Genomic DNA, 15610 nt, shown 5'->3' with positions numbered 1-15610 from the left:
GGGGCTGCGTCGGGGCCCGGCCTGCGGAGCTGGGGAGTTACGGGTGGGAGGGTGGGAAAGTACCCGCCGCGGCAGCGGCGGGGCCACCCACTGCGCGGTAGCGCCCCGCGCCAAGCGCCGGGCGGTCAAGGCCGGGCCGGGGCCGGGGCGCTCCCGCCTGAGGGGGCCACGCCAGGTGGGGGCGGGTGGGTGGGCCCGCCCCGGCGGCGCGCAGCGCGGCCCCTGTCGCCGGGGCCCGGGCCGGGGCCCGCCGCGCAGGGCCCCGGAACGGCGACAACCCGCGAGCCGGGGGAGGATCGCGGGTGTCGCCGGGGGATCTATGGAGGGCCGGGCGGGAGGTGACCCGCCGAGGGCCCAGGGCCGAAGCCCCGTGGTGGGGGCCTGGGGTCAGGCCCCGTAGAAGGGAGACCTCGGGTCAGGGCCTGTTCGAGGCCCAGGGGCCAGGGTCAGTGGGAGACCAGGTCGGGCTCCCGGTCCTCGTCGACGGCCGGGGCCTCGGGCCCGGGCTTCATCAGGAAGATCGAGAGGACCGCGGCGACGAGGACGGCGGCCGCCCCGGTCACGAAGGTCGCGGACATCGCGTCGGTGAAGGCGGACCGGACCGCGTCCCCGAGGGCCGCGTTCCCCGTACGGGCGGCCTCGGCGAGGCCTTCGACGACGGAGTTGTCCGCGACGTCACCGGCCGAGGCCGGCATCTCGTCGGCGTACGTGCTGGAGAGGACGGAGCCGAGGATCGCGACGCCGAGGGCGGCGCCCGCCTGCTGGACGGTGTCGTTGAGGGCGGAGCCCACACCGGCGTGCTCACCGGGAACCGCGCTCATGAGGGCCGCCACCGCGGCGGGCATCGCGAGACCGCCGCCCATGCCCATCAGGACCATGGCGATGGCGACGATGCCGAAGCCGTCACCGGGCGAGAGCGTGGTGAGGGTGAAGAAGCCGCCCGCGGTGATGGTGAGGCCGACGGCCACCAGGAAGCGGTTGCCGAGCTTCTGGCCGAGCGTGGCACCCAGCGTGTTGAAGACGAGGGAGGCGACGGCGAGCGGCGCGAAGGCCCAGCCGGTCTTCGTCGGCGAGTAGTGCAGGACGAACTGCAGGTACTGGGTCAGGACCAGCAGCAGACCGCCGTTGGCGAAGGTCAGCAGGACGATCGAGAAGCTGGCGCCGGTGAAGACGCGGTTGCGGAAGAGCTCGATGGGGACCATCGGCTCGTCGACGCGGGTCTCCCAGAAGCCGAAGCTGACGAGGGCGGCGACGGCCACGATCCCGGCGACGAACACCTTCGGGGAGTCGAAGCCCTCCTTCGGCCACTCGGTGATCGTCCACACCAGGGCGACCATGCCGACGACCGACAGGACGATGCCGAGCGGATCGGCCTTGCGCCAGGGCCCCTTGGACTCGGGCATCAGGATGAGCGCGGCGAGGATCGCGAGACCCACGATGGGCAGGTTGATCAGGAAGACCGAGCCCCACCAGAAGTGGCCGAGCAGGGCGCCGCCGAACACCGGGCCGCCGACGAGGCCGACCATCGCCACGGCGCTCCAGGCCGCGATGGCCTTGGGCCGCTCCTCCTCGTCGAAGACGGTGATGAGGATCGAGAGGGTGCTGGGCATGATCAGCGCGCCGCCGATGCCCATGAGGACACGGCCCGCGATCAGCTGCTCGGGGCTGTTCGCGATGGTCGCGATCAGTGAGGCCCCGCCGAAGAGGACGAGGCCGAGCACCATCACCTTGCGGCGGCCGAAGCGGTCGGACAGCGAACCGGACGTCAGCAGCAGGCCCGCGAAGACCAGCATGTACGAGTCGAGGATCCACTGGATGTCGGAGGCGGTGGCGTCGATGTCCTCGGCGATGGGCGGGATCGCCACGGTCAGGATCATGTTGTCCACGACCAGGACCAGCGTGCTCAGGCACAGCACGACGAGGATCAGCCAACGTCGCGGGTCACGCACCGGGGTCTCACCGCCCGTTCCCTCCCCCCGGTCGTCCGTGCCCTGCGCTGCAAGCCCGTCCATCGGACCTCCTCGGTACGTCGTTCGCTGACACCGAACACTGTACGCACGCCGCACACTGTTCGCAACCTCCGAACACTGTTCGCATTCTGCGCTAAGGTGGGGGCGTCACGTCGGAGCAGAAAGAAGGGTGGCCGCATGGCGCGCACCGGGAAGCCGACCGCGATCTCTGTCTGGACCCGGCCGCAGCGACCGCGCCGGGAACAGCCCGCGCTCAGTCGCGATCAGATCGTCTCCGAGGCCATCGCGCTGCTGGACGCCGAGGGCCTGGAGGCCCTGAGCATGCGCAAGCTGGGCACGCGGCTGAACGCGGGCGCCACCTCGCTCTACACGCACGTGTCGAACAAGGACGAGATCATCGAGCTCGCCGTCGACCGGATCTACGGCGAGATCGAAGTGCCGATGCCCGCGTCCGGCTCCCGCGACGACTGGCGCGCCGCGACCAAGCAGTTCGCCGAGAACGTCCGCGAGACGCTCCTGCGACACCTGTGGATCTCCTCGGTCCTCGGCGAGCTGGGCATGGCCCACCTGGGGCCGAACATGATGGGGCTCACGGAGGAGATGCTCGGCCTCTTCGAGGCGGGCGGCTTCGACCTGGAGACCTCCGAGATCGCCGTCAAGACCATCTGGGCGTACGTCATCGGCATCGCCACCACCGAGGCCGCGTACCTCACGACGGTCGCGCGCAGCGGGCGTACGGAACAGGAGTGGCACGACACGGTGCGGCCCGCGGCGGCCGACGCGGTGCAGGCCTATCCGCGGCTGCGGAAGATGTACGCGATGTCCCCGCAGGGCGCCGACGCGAGCAGTGCGCGGCAGGGCTACTTCGAGGTGGGCATCGCCTGCATCCTCGACGGCCTGGAGACCCACGTCGCCCCCTGACGCGGCAGGGCCCGGTCCCTCCAATGGCCCGCTCCGGTGGCCGTCCCCCGACGGCCGCCGGACGCTCGGGCCATGACCTCACCGGAACGTGACACGCATCGTGCGGCGCCCCCGGGGCCCGCCGGACCCTCGGGCCCCGGGGACGACGAGAGCGCCTGGGCGTCGGGCGGCACGCTCTTCGCCGGTGTGCTCATGCTCGTGTACGGGGCCCTCGGGGTCCTCACGGGGATCGCGGGGATCGGCAAGGACGACGTGTACGCGCGCATCGGCGACTACGTGTACAAGTTCAACCTCACCGCCTGGGGATGCATCCACCTCGTGCTCGGGCTCCTGGTGGCGGTGACGGGCTGGGGCATCCTCAAGGGCGCCGAATGGGCGCGCGCGACCGGCATCGCCCTCGCCGCGGTGGCCATGGTCGCCCAGTTCCTCTGGCTCCCCTACAGCCCCCTCTGGGCCCTGATCTCCCTGGCCATCGGGGCGTTCATCATCTGGGCCCTGTGCACGAACGACTCCGCCGGCACCGTCTAGAACGTCGCGGGCCCGCCGTTGGCCGCCAGGACGTCGTGGATGGCCCGGGTGAAGGCCTGGGCCGGGGCCGAGGGGGTGCCCGTGCGCCACACCGCCGCCACCTCCGCCGCGGGCAGGTCCGGCACGGGGACGAAGGTGATGTCGGGCCGGGAGTAGTACGTCTGGACGGAGGCGATCACCGGCGAGACCCCCTGGCCCGTGGCGATGAGCGTGATGAGCTCCTGGAACGTGGCCACCGCCTGCCCCCGCCTGATCTCCCGGCCGGACGGCGTCCGCGGCGGCACCTGGAAGTCCCACCAGTAGGACGGGGCGCTGTTCACCACCCCGAAGCAGGTCTCGCCCGCCAGGTCCTCCCAGGACACGGAGGCACGCCCGGCAAGGCGGTGGCCGACGGGCATCGCCAGGACGCGGGGCTGGCTGATGACGACGGGCCCGACGGTCAGGTCGGGCTCGCGCACGGGCAGGCAGGTGAAGAGCACGTCGACCTCCCCGGACCGCAGCGGCCCGAGCGGATCCTGGAACTGGGTCTCCCGCATCCGGACCTCGCACCGCGGGCACCGCTCGCGGAACAGCTCCAGGATGGGCTGGGTCAGCGCCCCGGCCCCCGCGCCGAGGAAGCCGACGCCCAACTCGCCCTCCACACCGCGCGCCGCGTCCTTGGCACGGGCCACCGCCTCCTCCATGAGCCGGTGCAGCGGCGCCAGGTCCTCGTACAGGCGGCGCCCGAGCGGCGACAACCGCACCACGCGGCTGGTGCGTTCGAAGAGCGTGCCGCCGATCGTGCGCTCCAGCTTCTTCACGGTCTGGCTGACGCGCGCCTGCGAGACGAGCAGGCGCTGGGCCGTGTGCCCGAAGTGCAGCTCCTCGGCGAGCGTCAGAAACGTCTCCAGCTCCTGCCGTTCCATCCCCGGCCCCTCCCCCTGGTACCAGCCTGACCTGCATCGATAAGTCAGAGCGTGGTGATCGTTTCATGGATCGTCGTTGATCGGCCGCGGGCGGCGGCGGATCGTTGCCCTTGGCCCACCCCACGTCAACTTCCAAGGATCCGCCATGTCTTCGCGCCCCCGCAGGTCCGTCGTCGCCGCCACCGCACTCGCCCTCGTCGCGGGATTCTCCGCGGCCGGGGCCAGCGCCTCCACCGCCCCCGCGGGCAAGGACACCCGGTGGAACGCCGCCTGGGCGGCCGCCCCGCAGCGCCCCAGCATCGGCTTCGTGCCCAACTGGGCGGAGGCGGGCTTCGACCGTCACACGCTGCGCCAGGTGGTGCGCGTGACCCAGGGCGGCGACCGGGCCCGCATCCGCCTCTCCAACGCCTACGGCGCGTCCCCGCTGCGCATCGCGGGCGCCACCGTCGCGCGTACCGAGGGCACCAAGGGCGCCGCCGTCGCGAAGGGCACGCTGCGCCGCCTCACCTTCGGCGGCGAGCGCGCGGTCACGATCCCGGCCGGAGGGCAGCTCTCCAGCGACGCGGCAGCGCTCGGCCTGGACCGCTTCGACTCCGTCACCGTGACGCTCCGGCTCGCGGGCACCACCGGGCCCGCCACCTTCCACGCCCAGTCCTTCGCGACCAGCTACCGCGCCACGGGCGACCACCTCACCGACACCGGCGGCGGCGCCTTCGACGAATCCACCGAGTCCTGGTACTACCTCGCGGGCGTCGACGTACGCGGCGAACGGCCCGCGCGGCGCGACGGGATCGTCCTGTTCGGCGACTCCATCACCGACGGCTTCGGCTCCTCCCCCGACCACAACCGCCGCTGGTCGGACGCCCTCGCCGAGCGCCTCGCGAAGGCGGGAACGCCGCGCCCCGTGGTCAACTCCGGCATCGGCGGCAACCTGGTCCTCAACGACTCGGCGTGGTTCGGGGACAAGAGCTCCACGCGGTTCGCGCGGGACGTCACCGACCTGCCGAACGCCGGGACCGTCGTCGTCCTCGAAGGCGTCAACGACATCGGCTTCAGCGAGACCGACAAGCCGACGTACAAGCCCGCGCCGGTCGTGACCGCGAGGGAACTCATCAACGGCCACCGGAAGCTGATCCGCGCCGCGCACGCCAAGGGCCTGAAGGTCGTCGGCGCGACCCTGGTGCCGTTCGGCGGCTCCGACCACTACGGCGAGCGCGCCGCCGCCGTCAGCGACGCCTTCAACACCTGGGTGCGGACGTCCGGCGCGTACGACGGGTACGTCGACTTCGACCAGGCCCTCGCCGACCCCGCGGACCCCGAGCGCATCCGGCCCGCGTACGACAGCGGCGACCATCTGCACCCGAACGACGCCGGGTACCGGGCCATGGCCCGCGCGGTCGACCTCAAGACCCTCTAGCCCCGCCCCCTCTTCTGTTCCCGCTCTGGATAGAACGTTCGCTCCAGTCGGTGATGAGGTTCCGCCGTGGGCTACTCGTGCGTGTAGAAGTGGTAGAACGTCGCCGCGAAGACGCCGCCCGCGACCACCGCGGCCATGCCCGTCGACCGCAGCACGCTCGCGTCCGTGAGGCTGTACAGGAAGCCGAAGCTCACGCCCGCGAAGGTGGCCCAGGCCGCGGCGCGCAGCTCGCGCGGCAGGCCGGGGGCGAAGCGGCGCACGGCGGCGTACAGGACGCCGAAGACCACCCCGGTGACCACGCCGTACAGGACGTTTCCGCCGGTGATGGGGCCGCCCTCGCGGTGGATGCCCGCCGCCCAGACGCCGTAGACGACGGCGAGGACGAGGGGCCCCGCGAGGACGTGGGAGAGGCTGCGGATGCCGGGGGATCCGTGTGCGGTGAGTGCCATGGCGGTTCCTCTCTGCTCGGGCCCTGCGGCCTCCTCCCAGGAAACACCCGCGTGGGCCCGCGCTCCACCGGAGCGATGAGTTTCCGGGCCGGGACCGGTCTCCCCCATGACACGGCGCACCGCTACCGCACCGCGCGAGGCATCGCATCGGAGGGCGCAGGGACATGAGCAGCACACAGCCGGGACGGGGGCCGGACGGCCTCGCCATCGAGACCGCGGGCCTGGTGAAGACGTTCGGCGACAACCGCGCGGTCGACGGCGTCGACCTGGCCGTCCCCGCGGGCACGGTCTACGGCCTGCTCGGGCCGAACGGCGCGGGCAAGACGACGACCGTGAAGATGCTCGCCACGCTGCTGCGCCCGGACGGCGGCGAGGCGCACGTCTTCGGCCACGACGTGGTCCGCGAGGCCGACGCCGTCCGCACCCGCGTCAGCCTCACCGGCCAGTACGCGTCGGTGGACGAGGACCTCACCGGCACCGAGAACCTGGTCCTGCTCGCCCGGCTCACGGGCCACGGCAAGAAGGCCTCGTACGCGCGCGCCGAGCAGCTGCTCGCCGCGTTCGGCCTGGCCGAGGCCGCCGGAAGGCAGGTGAAGAACTACTCGGGCGGCATGCGGCGCCGCATCGACATCGCCGCGTCCATCCTGAACACGCCCGACCTGCTCTTCCTCGACGAGCCGACCACGGGGCTCGACCCGCGCAGCCGCAACCAGGTCTGGGACATCGTGCGCGCCGTCGTCGCCCAGGGCACCACGGTCCTGCTGACCACGCAGTACCTGGACGAGGCCGACCAGCTGGCGTCCCGGATCGCCGTCATCGACAAGGGCCGGGTCATCGCCGAGGGCACCAAGGGCGAGCTGAAGGCCTCCGTCGGCGCGGGCTCCGTGCACGTCCGGCTGCGGGACGCGGCCCGGCGCGAGGAGGCGGCCCGCCTTCTCGGGCTCGCCCTGGACGCGCAGGTGCAGCCGGAGCCGGACCCGGTGGCGCTCACCGCCCGGGTCGGCGACGGCGGGCGCGGCGCCGAGGAGGCCGCCGCCGAGAAGGCCTCCCGGGCCCTCGCCGAACTCGCCCGCGCGGGCATCGTCGTCGACAACTTCTCCCTGGGCCAGCCCAGCCTCGACGAGGTGTTCCTGGCCCTCACCGACCAGCCGCTCGACCCCCACCAGCAGAGCCACGCACCGCAGGACCGCAAGGAAGCCGAGGCCGCGCCATGAGCACCGTGATCCCCGTCGAGGACCGGGAACTCGCTCCCGTCCACACCGAGTCCCTCGCCGAACTGCTCGTCGCCAAGGAGCGGCCGCGCCGCCCCAGCGCCCTGTCGACGTCCCTGACGTTCGGCTGGCGGGCCGTCCTGAAGATCAAGCACGTGCCGGAGCAGCTCTTCGACGTGACGGCGTTCCCGATCATGATGGTGCTGATGTACACGTACCTCTTCGGGGGCGCCCTCGCCGGATCGCCGCGCGAGTACATCCAGTACCTGCTGCCCGGCATCCTCGTGATGTCCGTCGTCATGATCACGATGTACACGGGCGTCTCGGTCAACACCGACATCGAGAAGGGCGTCTTCGACCGCTTCCGCTCGCTGCCGATCTGGCGGCCCTCGGCGATGGTCGGCTATCTCCTCGGCGACGTCCTGCGCTACGCCATGGCCTCCGCCGTGATGCTGAGCGTCGGCCTGGTCCTCGGCTTCCGCCCGGACAACGCGCTCGGGGTGCTGCTCGGCGTGCTGCTCCTGCTGGTCTTCTCCTTCGCCTTCTCCTGGGTGTGGACGATGTTCGGGCTGCTCCTGCGCACCGAGAAGTCCGTGATGGGCGTGAGCATGATGGTGCTGTTCCCGCTGACGTTCCTCTCCGACATCTTCGTGCGGCCCGAGACGATGCCGGGCTGGCTCCAGGCCTTCGTCAACAACAACCCCGTCACCCACGTCGCCTCCGCCGTGCGCGGCCTGATGGCCGGCGACTGGCCGGGCGCGGAGATCGCGTGGAGCCTGGGCTGGGCGGGCCTGCTCGTGGCGGTCTTCGGGCCGGTGACGATGCGCCTGTACAACCGCAAGTAGGCAGCCGCCCGCCCGTCCTGCTCCATCCGGAGTCACCCCGGTCGCGCCCGGCGCGGCCGGGGTCTTGCCTGGGTGGCGTGCCCCCACGCCTGCGCGCCGCCCTCTGTGCCGTCCTGCTCGTCCTCACCTGCCTCCTGGTGCCCCTCGGCGTGGTCTCGACCTGGGCCGCGTACGAGATCCACGACACGGACCGGTACGTCGCCACGATGGCGCCCCTGTCCGCGGACCCGGCGGTGCGGGCGGCCGTGGCCGACGCCGTCACCGACTCCCTGGTCAAGGAGATCGACGCGGGACCGCTCCAGTCCACGGTCGAGTCGTTCGTCCGGGAGGCCGTGGGCTCCTTCACCGGCACCACGGCCTTCCGCACCGCCTGGAACGCGGCGAACCGCGCCGCGCACGCGGCCGTCGAACAGGCCCTGGAGAACGACTCCGACGGCGAGGTGAGCATCGACCTCGCGCCGATCACGGAACAGGTCAAACGGCGGCTCACGGAAGAGGGCGTGCCGTTCGCCGACCGCATCCCGGTGCGCCACACCGAGGTCACGGTCATGAAGGCGCAGGACCTGAGCGACTACCGGAAGGTGTTCCGCATGCTCCAGGCCGCGGGCCTCTGGCTGCCCGTCGCCGCGGTGGTCTTCGCCGTCGGCGGCATCCTCCTCGCGGTGCGCCGCCGCCGCGCCGTCCTCGCGACCGCACTCGGCACGGCCGCCGGGGCCGCCGCGCTCGCCGCCGCCGTCGCCGTCGGCCGCGCGCTCACCCTGGACGACCTGCCCCCGGACGTGTCCCGGGCCGCCGCCGGCGCCGTCTACGACGCGCTCACGGAGAGCCTGCGCGTGACGGCCTGGGTCCTGGTGGGCCTGGGGCTGCTCGTGGCGGCCGGAGTGTGGCTGCTCTCCCGCAGGCGCCCCGGGAAACTTTCCGCGGGGCCGCCACGTCTCTAAGGGAGGATTCGGACAGCGCGCCGCCCACCGGGCGCCCCGTCGAGGAAAGGCCGCCCCTTGGAGCACGCGACGGCACCGCCCACCGCCCCCGAGGACCCGTTCCCCGACGACGCCCCCACCCGGCGGCCGGGCCGGTGGCGGGCCTCCGCCTGGACGGCCGGGCTGCTGCTCGCCGGAGTGAGCGCGGTCCTCGGCTGCCGCGCCGCCGACACCGACGCGGTCACGCCCGTACCGCAGGTCCTCGCCTTCCTGCCCTGGCTCCTGGCGCCCGCCGTGCTCGCCCTGCTGCTCGCCGCGTACGGGCGCTGGCGCGTCGGGCTCGTCTGGGCGGTGGCCGTGCTCGGCGGGCTCGCCTGGTACATGGAGCCGTACGGGAAGGTGGGGGAGCCGGACGGGCCGCCCCTGGCCGATCTGCGCGTCCTCGCCGCCAACGTCGAGTTCGGGCACGGCGCCCCCGGCCTCGTCGAGGCCGTACGCAAGCACAAGCCGGACCTCGTCTTCGTCTCCGAATGCGACCGCGCCTGCCAGGACACGCTGCGCGAGGGGCTGCCGAAGTCGGCGTACCCCCACCGGGTGGCCGCCGGGGGCGACGGGGCCGACGGGTCCGTCATCCTCGCCGACGTGCCCCTGAAGCGGGCCGAGGGGGTGCGCGGGACGCTCGGCATGCCCGGGGCCGTCGCCGACGTCAAGGGCGTGGCCGTGCGGCTCCAGCTCGCCCACCCCATGCCGCCCACGCCCGGCGGCGTCGACCGCTGGCGCACGGAGCTCGGCGCCCTGCGGGACTTCGCCGCGGCGGGGGACGGGCGGCCCACCGTCCTGGCCGGGGACTTCAACGCCACGCAGGACCACGCGGCGTTCCGGCGCATCCTCGGTACGGGGCTGCACGACGCGGCGCGGCTCGCCGGGGCCTCGCGGACGCCGACCTGGCCCACGCTGCTGCCGCGGCCCTTCGGCGCGCAGATCGACCACGTCCTCACGACACCGGACTTCGCCGCGCACGAGGCCCGCTTCCTCACCCTGGGCAACACGGACCACCGTGCGGTGCTCCTCGACCTGACGCTGCACCGGCCCTGACCCCCGTGCCACCGCTCTATCGGCGCTCCGCGCCTCGTCCTCAAACGCCGGACGGGCTGGAAGATCCAGCCCCTCCGGCGTTTGAGGAGCGGGGTCTGGGGCGGAGCCCCAGGAATCGGGAAGGGGCGGGATTGGGGAGGCCCCCGGCAGGGCCCGCGACCGTAAGCGCAGGTCAAGGCGAGGCCCGGCGATAATGGCGGCATGCCCCGCCCACCGGACTGGCTCGTCAGGTCGCTCAAGCCCCAACCGGCCCCCGTCCCCTGGGCGGCGGTCGCCCGCGCCGCCACCGCCATGGCCCTGCCCCTGGCGATCGGCACGGCGGCGGGCCACCCCGCCTACGGGGCGCTCGCCAGCATGGGCGCCCTGTCGGGGGTGATCGGCGACACCGCCGACGCGTACCGCATGCGGATCCTCAACATCGCCGTCCCGCAGCTGTTCGGCGCGCTCGGCGTCACCCTGGGCTCGCTGGCCCACGGCCACGGCTGGGCCGCGGTCGCCGCGGTGACCGTCATCGCCCTGGTCTCGGGGATGATGTCGACGATCGGCGCCGTCGCCTCCGTGTCGGGGCTCCTGCTGCTGCTCAACGCGGTCATCGGCGCGGGCCTGCCGCTGCCCGGCGCGTGGTGGCTCGCCCCCGCCCTGATGACCGGCGGCGGCCTGCTCGTCCTCGTGCTCGCGCTGCTCGCCTGGCCGCTGCGGTCCGGCGTACCCGAACGGGCCGCCGTCGCGGCCGCGTACGAGAAGGTGGCCGCGCTCCTGGAGGCGGCGGGCACCGAACACACCGGGGACGACGCCTACGACGAGGCCCGCGCCGCCGTCACCGCCCAGCTCAACCAGGCCTACGACCTCGTCCTGGCCCGCCGCGCCCGCGACCACGGCCGCAGCCCCGACCTGGTGCGGCTCATCGCCGAGCTGAACGCCATCACCCCGGTCGTCGAGGCCGCGCCCGCCGCCCACCAGTACGGCGAGGAGCTGCCGCCCGAACTCCCCGGTGCGGCCCGCCGCCTTGCCGCGGCCATCGCGCGCGGCCCCGGCGCGGAGCCCGTCGCACTCGGCCTGCCCGCGGAGCTGCCGGGGACGTACGGGGCCGCGGCCCGCGCCGTCCACCAGGCGCTGCGGCACGCCGCCGACACCCTCGCCGACCCCGACCCGCTGACCGCCGTGCACGCCGACGACCGGCTCGGGCGGCCCGCCGCGCTGCGCGTGCGGGCCCGGCGCGCGACCCGCAACGTCGTGCTCTCCGGGGCCTCCTGGCGCTACGGCCTGCGGCTCGCGCTGTGCATCGGCATCGCGCAGTCCCTGGTGTCCCTCATCGACGTGCCGCGCTCGTACTGGGTGGCGCTCACCGTCACCTTCGTCCTGAAGCCGGACTTCGGCTCGGTGTTCTCGCGCGCGGTGATGCGGGCCGTCGGCACGGCGGTGGGCCTCGTGGTGGCCGCCGCGGTGCTCGCCGCCCTCGAACGGGGCTGGTGGGACGTGCCCGTGGTGCTCGTCCTCGCCATGCTCGTCCCCGCGCTCACCCCGCGCGGGTACGGCTACCAGACCGCCGCCATCACCCCGGTGATCCTGCTCCTGTCGGACGTCCTCAACCACCAGGGCTTCGGGCTCGTCCTGCCCCGTCTGCTCGACAGCCTCATCGGCTGCGCCATCGCGCTGGTCGCGGGCTATCTGCTGTGGCCGGAGAGCTGGCACACGCGGATCGGGGACCGGCTCGCGGACGCGGTCGCCGACACGGCGGAGTACGTGGAGTGCGCGTTCGGCAAGGACGGCGCCGCGGGCGATCCCGCCGCGCGGGCCCGGATGCGGCGGCGCCTGTACCGCGACCTGTCCGACATCCGCACCGAGTTCCAGCGGGCGCTGACCGAGCCGCCGCCCGTCGGGGCGCGGGCCACCGCGTGGTGGCCGCTGGTGGTGGCCGTCGAGCGGATCGTCGACGCGACCACGGCCGCACGGGTGCGCGTACGGCACGGAGCCTCCGCCCCCGAGGGGGCGGAGGCCGGGGAAGTCGTGCGTCAGCTGCGTGAACTGGCTGCCGCGCTGCGGGAGGTGGAGGTGCTCGTCCCGGTGCCCGTGGAGTTCACGGGCCCCAAGGACAGCGTCCTCGAACCCCTCCGCCAGGAGGTGGCCGCGGCCCGCGCGATCGCGTCACCGCGGCCCCAGTAGGGTCACTTCGCTGCTTCGACCTGCTTCATGGCCTTGGCCAGACCGTTGGCCCAGAGCTGGTTGACGCGGGCCCGCTCCTGCGCGTTGGGCTGGGCGTTCTGGCAGGACGTGCCGGGGCCGCCGCCGGACATCAGTTCCGAACAGGGGCCGGAGTAGTGGTCGGGGAGGCCGAGCACGTGGCCGGTCTCGTGGGCGGTCACGCGGGTGGAGTTGTACTGCTGGTTCTGCCGGTAGTCGAGGAAGATGTAGCCGCGGCCGTGGCCGTTGGTGCTCGCGTACGAGCCGCGCGCGTCGTTGCCCTCGCGGTACTCGAAGCTCGTACCGCTCGTGCCCTCCTGGAGCTTGACGTTGGAGACGGCCGCGTTCCATATGGAGGTGCTCGCGGCGATCTGCTGCCGGAACGACGGGGCGCGCTGGGTGCTGTAGGTCACCGTGACGGCCTGGGCACCGGGGTTGGCGGCACGCTTCTCGGCGACCGCCTTGACGACGGCCTCGAAGAACGCCTTGTTGGCCGCGGCCTCTTCGGCGGAGCCGGTGTACCCGGCGTAGGAGGACGACGCGGTCGTGGCGGCCTTGGCCGAGTCGGACGACGTGGCCGCCGAAGCGACGGACGAGGTGCCGAGCGCGGCTACCGCGAGTCCGAGTGCGGCGGCGACGGAGACATAACGCTTGTGCATGTGGGGGGGGCTCCCTACTCGTTCGGTGAAAGATGAACGTTTCGGTATCCGTGAGTGTCGGGGAGCCAGGCGCGTTGCGGATGATGGCAGCTGGCGATAGCCCAGGGCTATCGCCGTACATCCGGTCACCGAACGGAGGGGCAACTTCTACGGTTCCATGGGTGTTTGGGAGGCTGGTGTGCTGCCGTAACCCGCTCTACGCTCACGCCCATGGAGCTCGAGGTCAGGCACCTCCGCGCACTCTGCGCCATCGCTGACAGCGGCAGCCTGCACAAGGCGGCGCGCCAACTCGGCATGAGCCAGCCCTCGTTGACCACCCAGCTGCGGCGCATCGAACACGCCGTGGGGGGCCAGCTCTTCACCCGCGAGCGCACCGGCTGCCGCCCGACCCCGCTGGGCCGCACCGTCCTCAGCCGCGCCCGGCCACTGGTCATCGAGATGCGGGCGCTCGTCACCGAGGCCCGCGCGGCCGCCGCCCGCTCCGCCGACGGGGAGCCGCGGCTGCGCATCGGGTCCACGGCGAGCCGTGCCATACCGGGCTGGCTGCGCAGGCTGCGCGCCAGCATGCCCGGCACCGAGACCTCGCTCCAGATGGACGTGTCCGCGAACGCGCTGCTCCGGGACGTCGCCGAGGGCCGCCTCGACGTCGCGTTCGTGCACGAGGTGGAGGGCAGTCCGCTCAGGTTCCCCGACGGGCTCGCCCGCCGCGTGCTCATCGACCGCGAGCCGCAGTTCGTCTCGCTCGCCGCCGACCACCCCGCCGCCCGCGAGCCCGTCATCAGCCTCGCCGACCTCGCCGACGACCGCTGGATGGTCGACCCGACCGTGGACGGGGAGTGGGACGGCCTGCGGCGGATGCTGAGATCCGCGGGGCTCGACCCCCGCGTGCTGCACGGCGACTACCTGACCGCCGCCACGCTCGTCGCCACCGGCGAGGTCGTCACCGTCTGCCAGCCCACCTCGGTGGCGAGACCCGACATGGCGGTCAGACCCCTGCACGGCGATCCGCTGGGCGTCCGCCTGTACGTCGCGGCCCGTACGGAGACGGAGCTGAACGCCGTGTACGGCGAGCTGGAGGCCGCCTACTGGGAGGCCGCCGCGGAGGCCCCCGCCTACCAGGACTGGCTGCTCGGCACCCGCGGCGCCGGACCCCCCGCACCCTGCCCCCCCGTGTGTCCCCCCGCGTCGCTCCCCGCACCACCCCCCGACCGCCCGGCGTCGGCGCGTGCCGTCCCCGCGCCCGGGGACCTTGGCCCCCACCCCGCTCGGGACCTTCGGCCAACCCCTCTCTGACCTGCACTTCTCGCCGTTTTACGGTTCTGCGTCGCGGTCTGCGGCCAGTTGTTACGTGCCCTACGGACGACGCACACACGGCGCCCGTAGCTTCATGTCCGTCGCCACCGCAAAGGGGCACATAGACGGACAAGACGCCGACCAGTACGAGGGAACCACGCCATGCGCGCCACCCGACGCACCATCCGCACCGCCGCCATCGCCACCGGCGCGATCGCCGCGCTCGCCGTCCCCGCCACCGCGGCCTTCGCCGACTCCCCGGCGGTCCCGCACCAGGTCGACGGCGCCACCGCGCCGAGCGATCAGAGCGGCGACGACACGACGCCGAGCCCGGACCCCACGCCGAACCCGGACGACCACACCAAGCCCGACGACCACACCAAGCCGGACGACGAGACCAAGCCGGACGACCGCACCAAGCCCGACGACGAGACCAAGCCCGACGAGGACAAGGACAAGCCGGTCCCCGGCGGCTGGGAGTCCAAGGGCACCGTCGCCCTCGGCCACGGCTGGACCGCGAAGGTCGACGTGAACGCCTCCGCCCGCTCCGCCAAGGCCCAGCTCCTCAAGGGCGGCGTCGCCAAGGGCTCCCTGGAGGCGTACGTCAAGCCCGCCTCCACGAAGATCGACGGCTGTACGTTCACGCTGACCGCCGACGGCACGGTCACCAAGACCGGCACGCCGACCCCGCCCAAGCCGCAGCCGAAGCCGCAGCCCGCGAAGAAGCGCGCCTTCGTGCGCGAGTACAAGAACCTGGGCGGGACCGGCTTCGACGCCAAGGTCTACAAGACCAGGGCCGGCTACGAGGCGGACATGATCGCCCCGGCTCCGGACACCGGCAGGAAGACCGTCTGGGACACCCTGAAGCAGACCGGCGCCAAGGCGGCGTACGGGCAGCACAACGGCGCGCACTTCGTGCTCGACCCCGACGGCACCATGAAGGGCTGGGTCGAGGGCCACGCGCAGGGCGGCACCACGCCGAAGCCCACGCACCCCTCCACCAAGGTGCCCCGGGGCGGCGTCAAGGCGGGCGCCGAAGGCGTGGACGGCTCCGCCGACGCCTCGCACCCCGCCCCGCTGGTCGCCGCGGGCGGCGGCATGGCGGCCCTGGGCGCGGCGGGCCTGGGCTTCGCGATGTACCGCCGCAAGCAGAACGACTAGGCACCGGTACGTGAGGAGGGGCGCCCCCGGGCAAGGGGGCGCCCCTCCTGCGCAC

Annotated in this window: 14 protein-coding genes; 10 read left to right on the top strand and 4 right to left on the bottom strand. The window is 73.3% G+C overall.

Annotated features, from left to right (window positions below):
* Positions 1 to 446 precede the first annotated feature (446 nt).
* Complete coding sequence (locus tag C9F11_RS21965) at positions 447 to 2012, bottom strand: MFS transporter (RefSeq protein ID WP_138960886.1); 1566 nt, start codon at positions 2010 to 2012, stop codon at positions 447 to 449.
* A 135-nt stretch (positions 2013 to 2147) separates the two neighbouring features.
* Here C9F11_RS21965 and C9F11_RS21960 point away from each other — a divergent pair, with 135 nt between their 5' ends.
* Entirely contained in the window at positions 2148 to 2891 is a 744-nt protein-coding gene (locus C9F11_RS21960) for a TetR/AcrR family transcriptional regulator (RefSeq protein WP_138960885.1), read from the top strand.
* Positions 2892 to 2963: 72 nt separating this feature from the next.
* Positions 2964 to 3419, top strand: coding sequence for a hypothetical protein (locus tag C9F11_RS21955; RefSeq protein ID WP_138960884.1), 456 nt, complete (start codon positions 2964 to 2966; stop codon positions 3417 to 3419).
* Here the strand turns inward: C9F11_RS21955 and C9F11_RS21950 are convergent.
* Positions 3416 to 4324, bottom strand: a complete 909-nt coding sequence (locus C9F11_RS21950; RefSeq protein WP_171075813.1) for a LysR family transcriptional regulator — start codon at positions 4322 to 4324, stop codon at positions 3416 to 3418. The genes C9F11_RS21955 and C9F11_RS21950 overlap by 4 nt on opposite strands.
* A gap of 145 nt (positions 4325 to 4469) precedes the next feature.
* On the opposite strand from C9F11_RS21950, the gene C9F11_RS21945 reads away from it, so the two are divergent.
* Complete coding sequence (locus C9F11_RS21945; RefSeq protein WP_138960883.1) at positions 4470 to 5741, top strand: SGNH/GDSL hydrolase family protein; 1272 nt, start codon at positions 4470 to 4472, stop codon at positions 5739 to 5741.
* 71 nt (positions 5742 to 5812) lie between these two features.
* Here C9F11_RS21945 and C9F11_RS21940 read toward each other — a convergent pair whose 3' ends face one another.
* Entirely contained in the window at positions 5813 to 6190 is a 378-nt protein-coding gene (locus tag C9F11_RS21940) for a hypothetical protein (protein ID WP_138960882.1), read from the bottom strand.
* Positions 6191 to 6354: 164 nt separating this feature from the next.
* Between C9F11_RS21940 and C9F11_RS21935 the strand changes: the two genes are divergently transcribed.
* The 5 genes from C9F11_RS21935 to C9F11_RS21915 all read left to right on the top strand — a co-directional run bounded on the left by C9F11_RS21935 (position 6355) and on the right by C9F11_RS21915 (position 12424).
* A complete protein-coding gene (locus tag C9F11_RS21935; RefSeq protein WP_138960881.1) occupies positions 6355 to 7404 on the top strand; it encodes an ATP-binding cassette domain-containing protein in 1050 nt (349 codons plus the stop codon).
* A complete protein-coding gene (locus C9F11_RS21930; RefSeq protein ID WP_138960880.1) occupies positions 7401 to 8246 on the top strand; it encodes an ABC transporter permease in 846 nt (281 codons plus the stop codon). Before C9F11_RS21935 ends, C9F11_RS21930 begins: the two co-directional genes overlap by 4 nt.
* A 77-nt stretch (positions 8247 to 8323) precedes the next feature.
* Positions 8324 to 9187: a hypothetical protein gene (locus C9F11_RS21925; protein WP_138960879.1), complete on the top strand. Its 864-nt coding sequence runs from the start codon at positions 8324 to 8326 to the stop codon at positions 9185 to 9187.
* Between the two features lie 57 nt (positions 9188 to 9244).
* Positions 9245 to 10261 (top strand): endonuclease/exonuclease/phosphatase family protein, encoded by a 1017-nt coding sequence (locus C9F11_RS21920; protein ID WP_138960878.1) that lies wholly within the window; start codon positions 9245 to 9247, stop codon positions 10259 to 10261.
* A 201-nt stretch (positions 10262 to 10462) separates the two neighbouring features.
* Complete coding sequence (locus C9F11_RS21915; RefSeq protein ID WP_138960877.1) at positions 10463 to 12424, top strand: FUSC family protein; 1962 nt, start codon at positions 10463 to 10465, stop codon at positions 12422 to 12424.
* A gap of 2 nt (positions 12425 to 12426) precedes the next feature.
* On the opposite strand, the gene snpA is transcribed toward C9F11_RS21915, so the two are convergent.
* A complete protein-coding gene (gene snpA, locus C9F11_RS21910; protein ID WP_138960876.1) occupies positions 12427 to 13101 on the bottom strand; it encodes a snapalysin in 675 nt (224 codons plus the stop codon).
* A 210-nt stretch (positions 13102 to 13311) separates the two neighbouring features.
* Here snpA and C9F11_RS21905 point away from each other — a divergent pair, with 210 nt between their 5' ends.
* Together C9F11_RS21905 and C9F11_RS21900 are read left to right on the top strand one after the other, a co-directional pair.
* Positions 13312 to 14394 carry a LysR family transcriptional regulator gene (locus C9F11_RS21905; RefSeq protein ID WP_138960875.1) on the top strand — a complete coding sequence of 361 codons (1083 nt, stop codon included), beginning with the start codon at positions 13312 to 13314 and terminating at the stop codon, positions 14392 to 14394.
* Between the two features lie 162 nt (positions 14395 to 14556).
* Complete coding sequence (locus tag C9F11_RS21900; RefSeq protein ID WP_138960874.1) at positions 14557 to 15555, top strand: hypothetical protein; 999 nt, start codon at positions 14557 to 14559, stop codon at positions 15553 to 15555.
* Positions 15556 to 15610: the final 55 nt, after the last annotated feature.

It is taken from the genome of Streptomyces sp. YIM 121038, assembly GCF_006088715.1.
Taxonomy (GTDB): Bacteria; Actinomycetota; Actinomycetes; order Streptomycetales; family Streptomycetaceae; genus Streptomyces.
The sequence above is the reverse complement of the archived record's forward strand: the minus strand, read 5'-3'. Positions and strand labels throughout refer to the sequence as shown.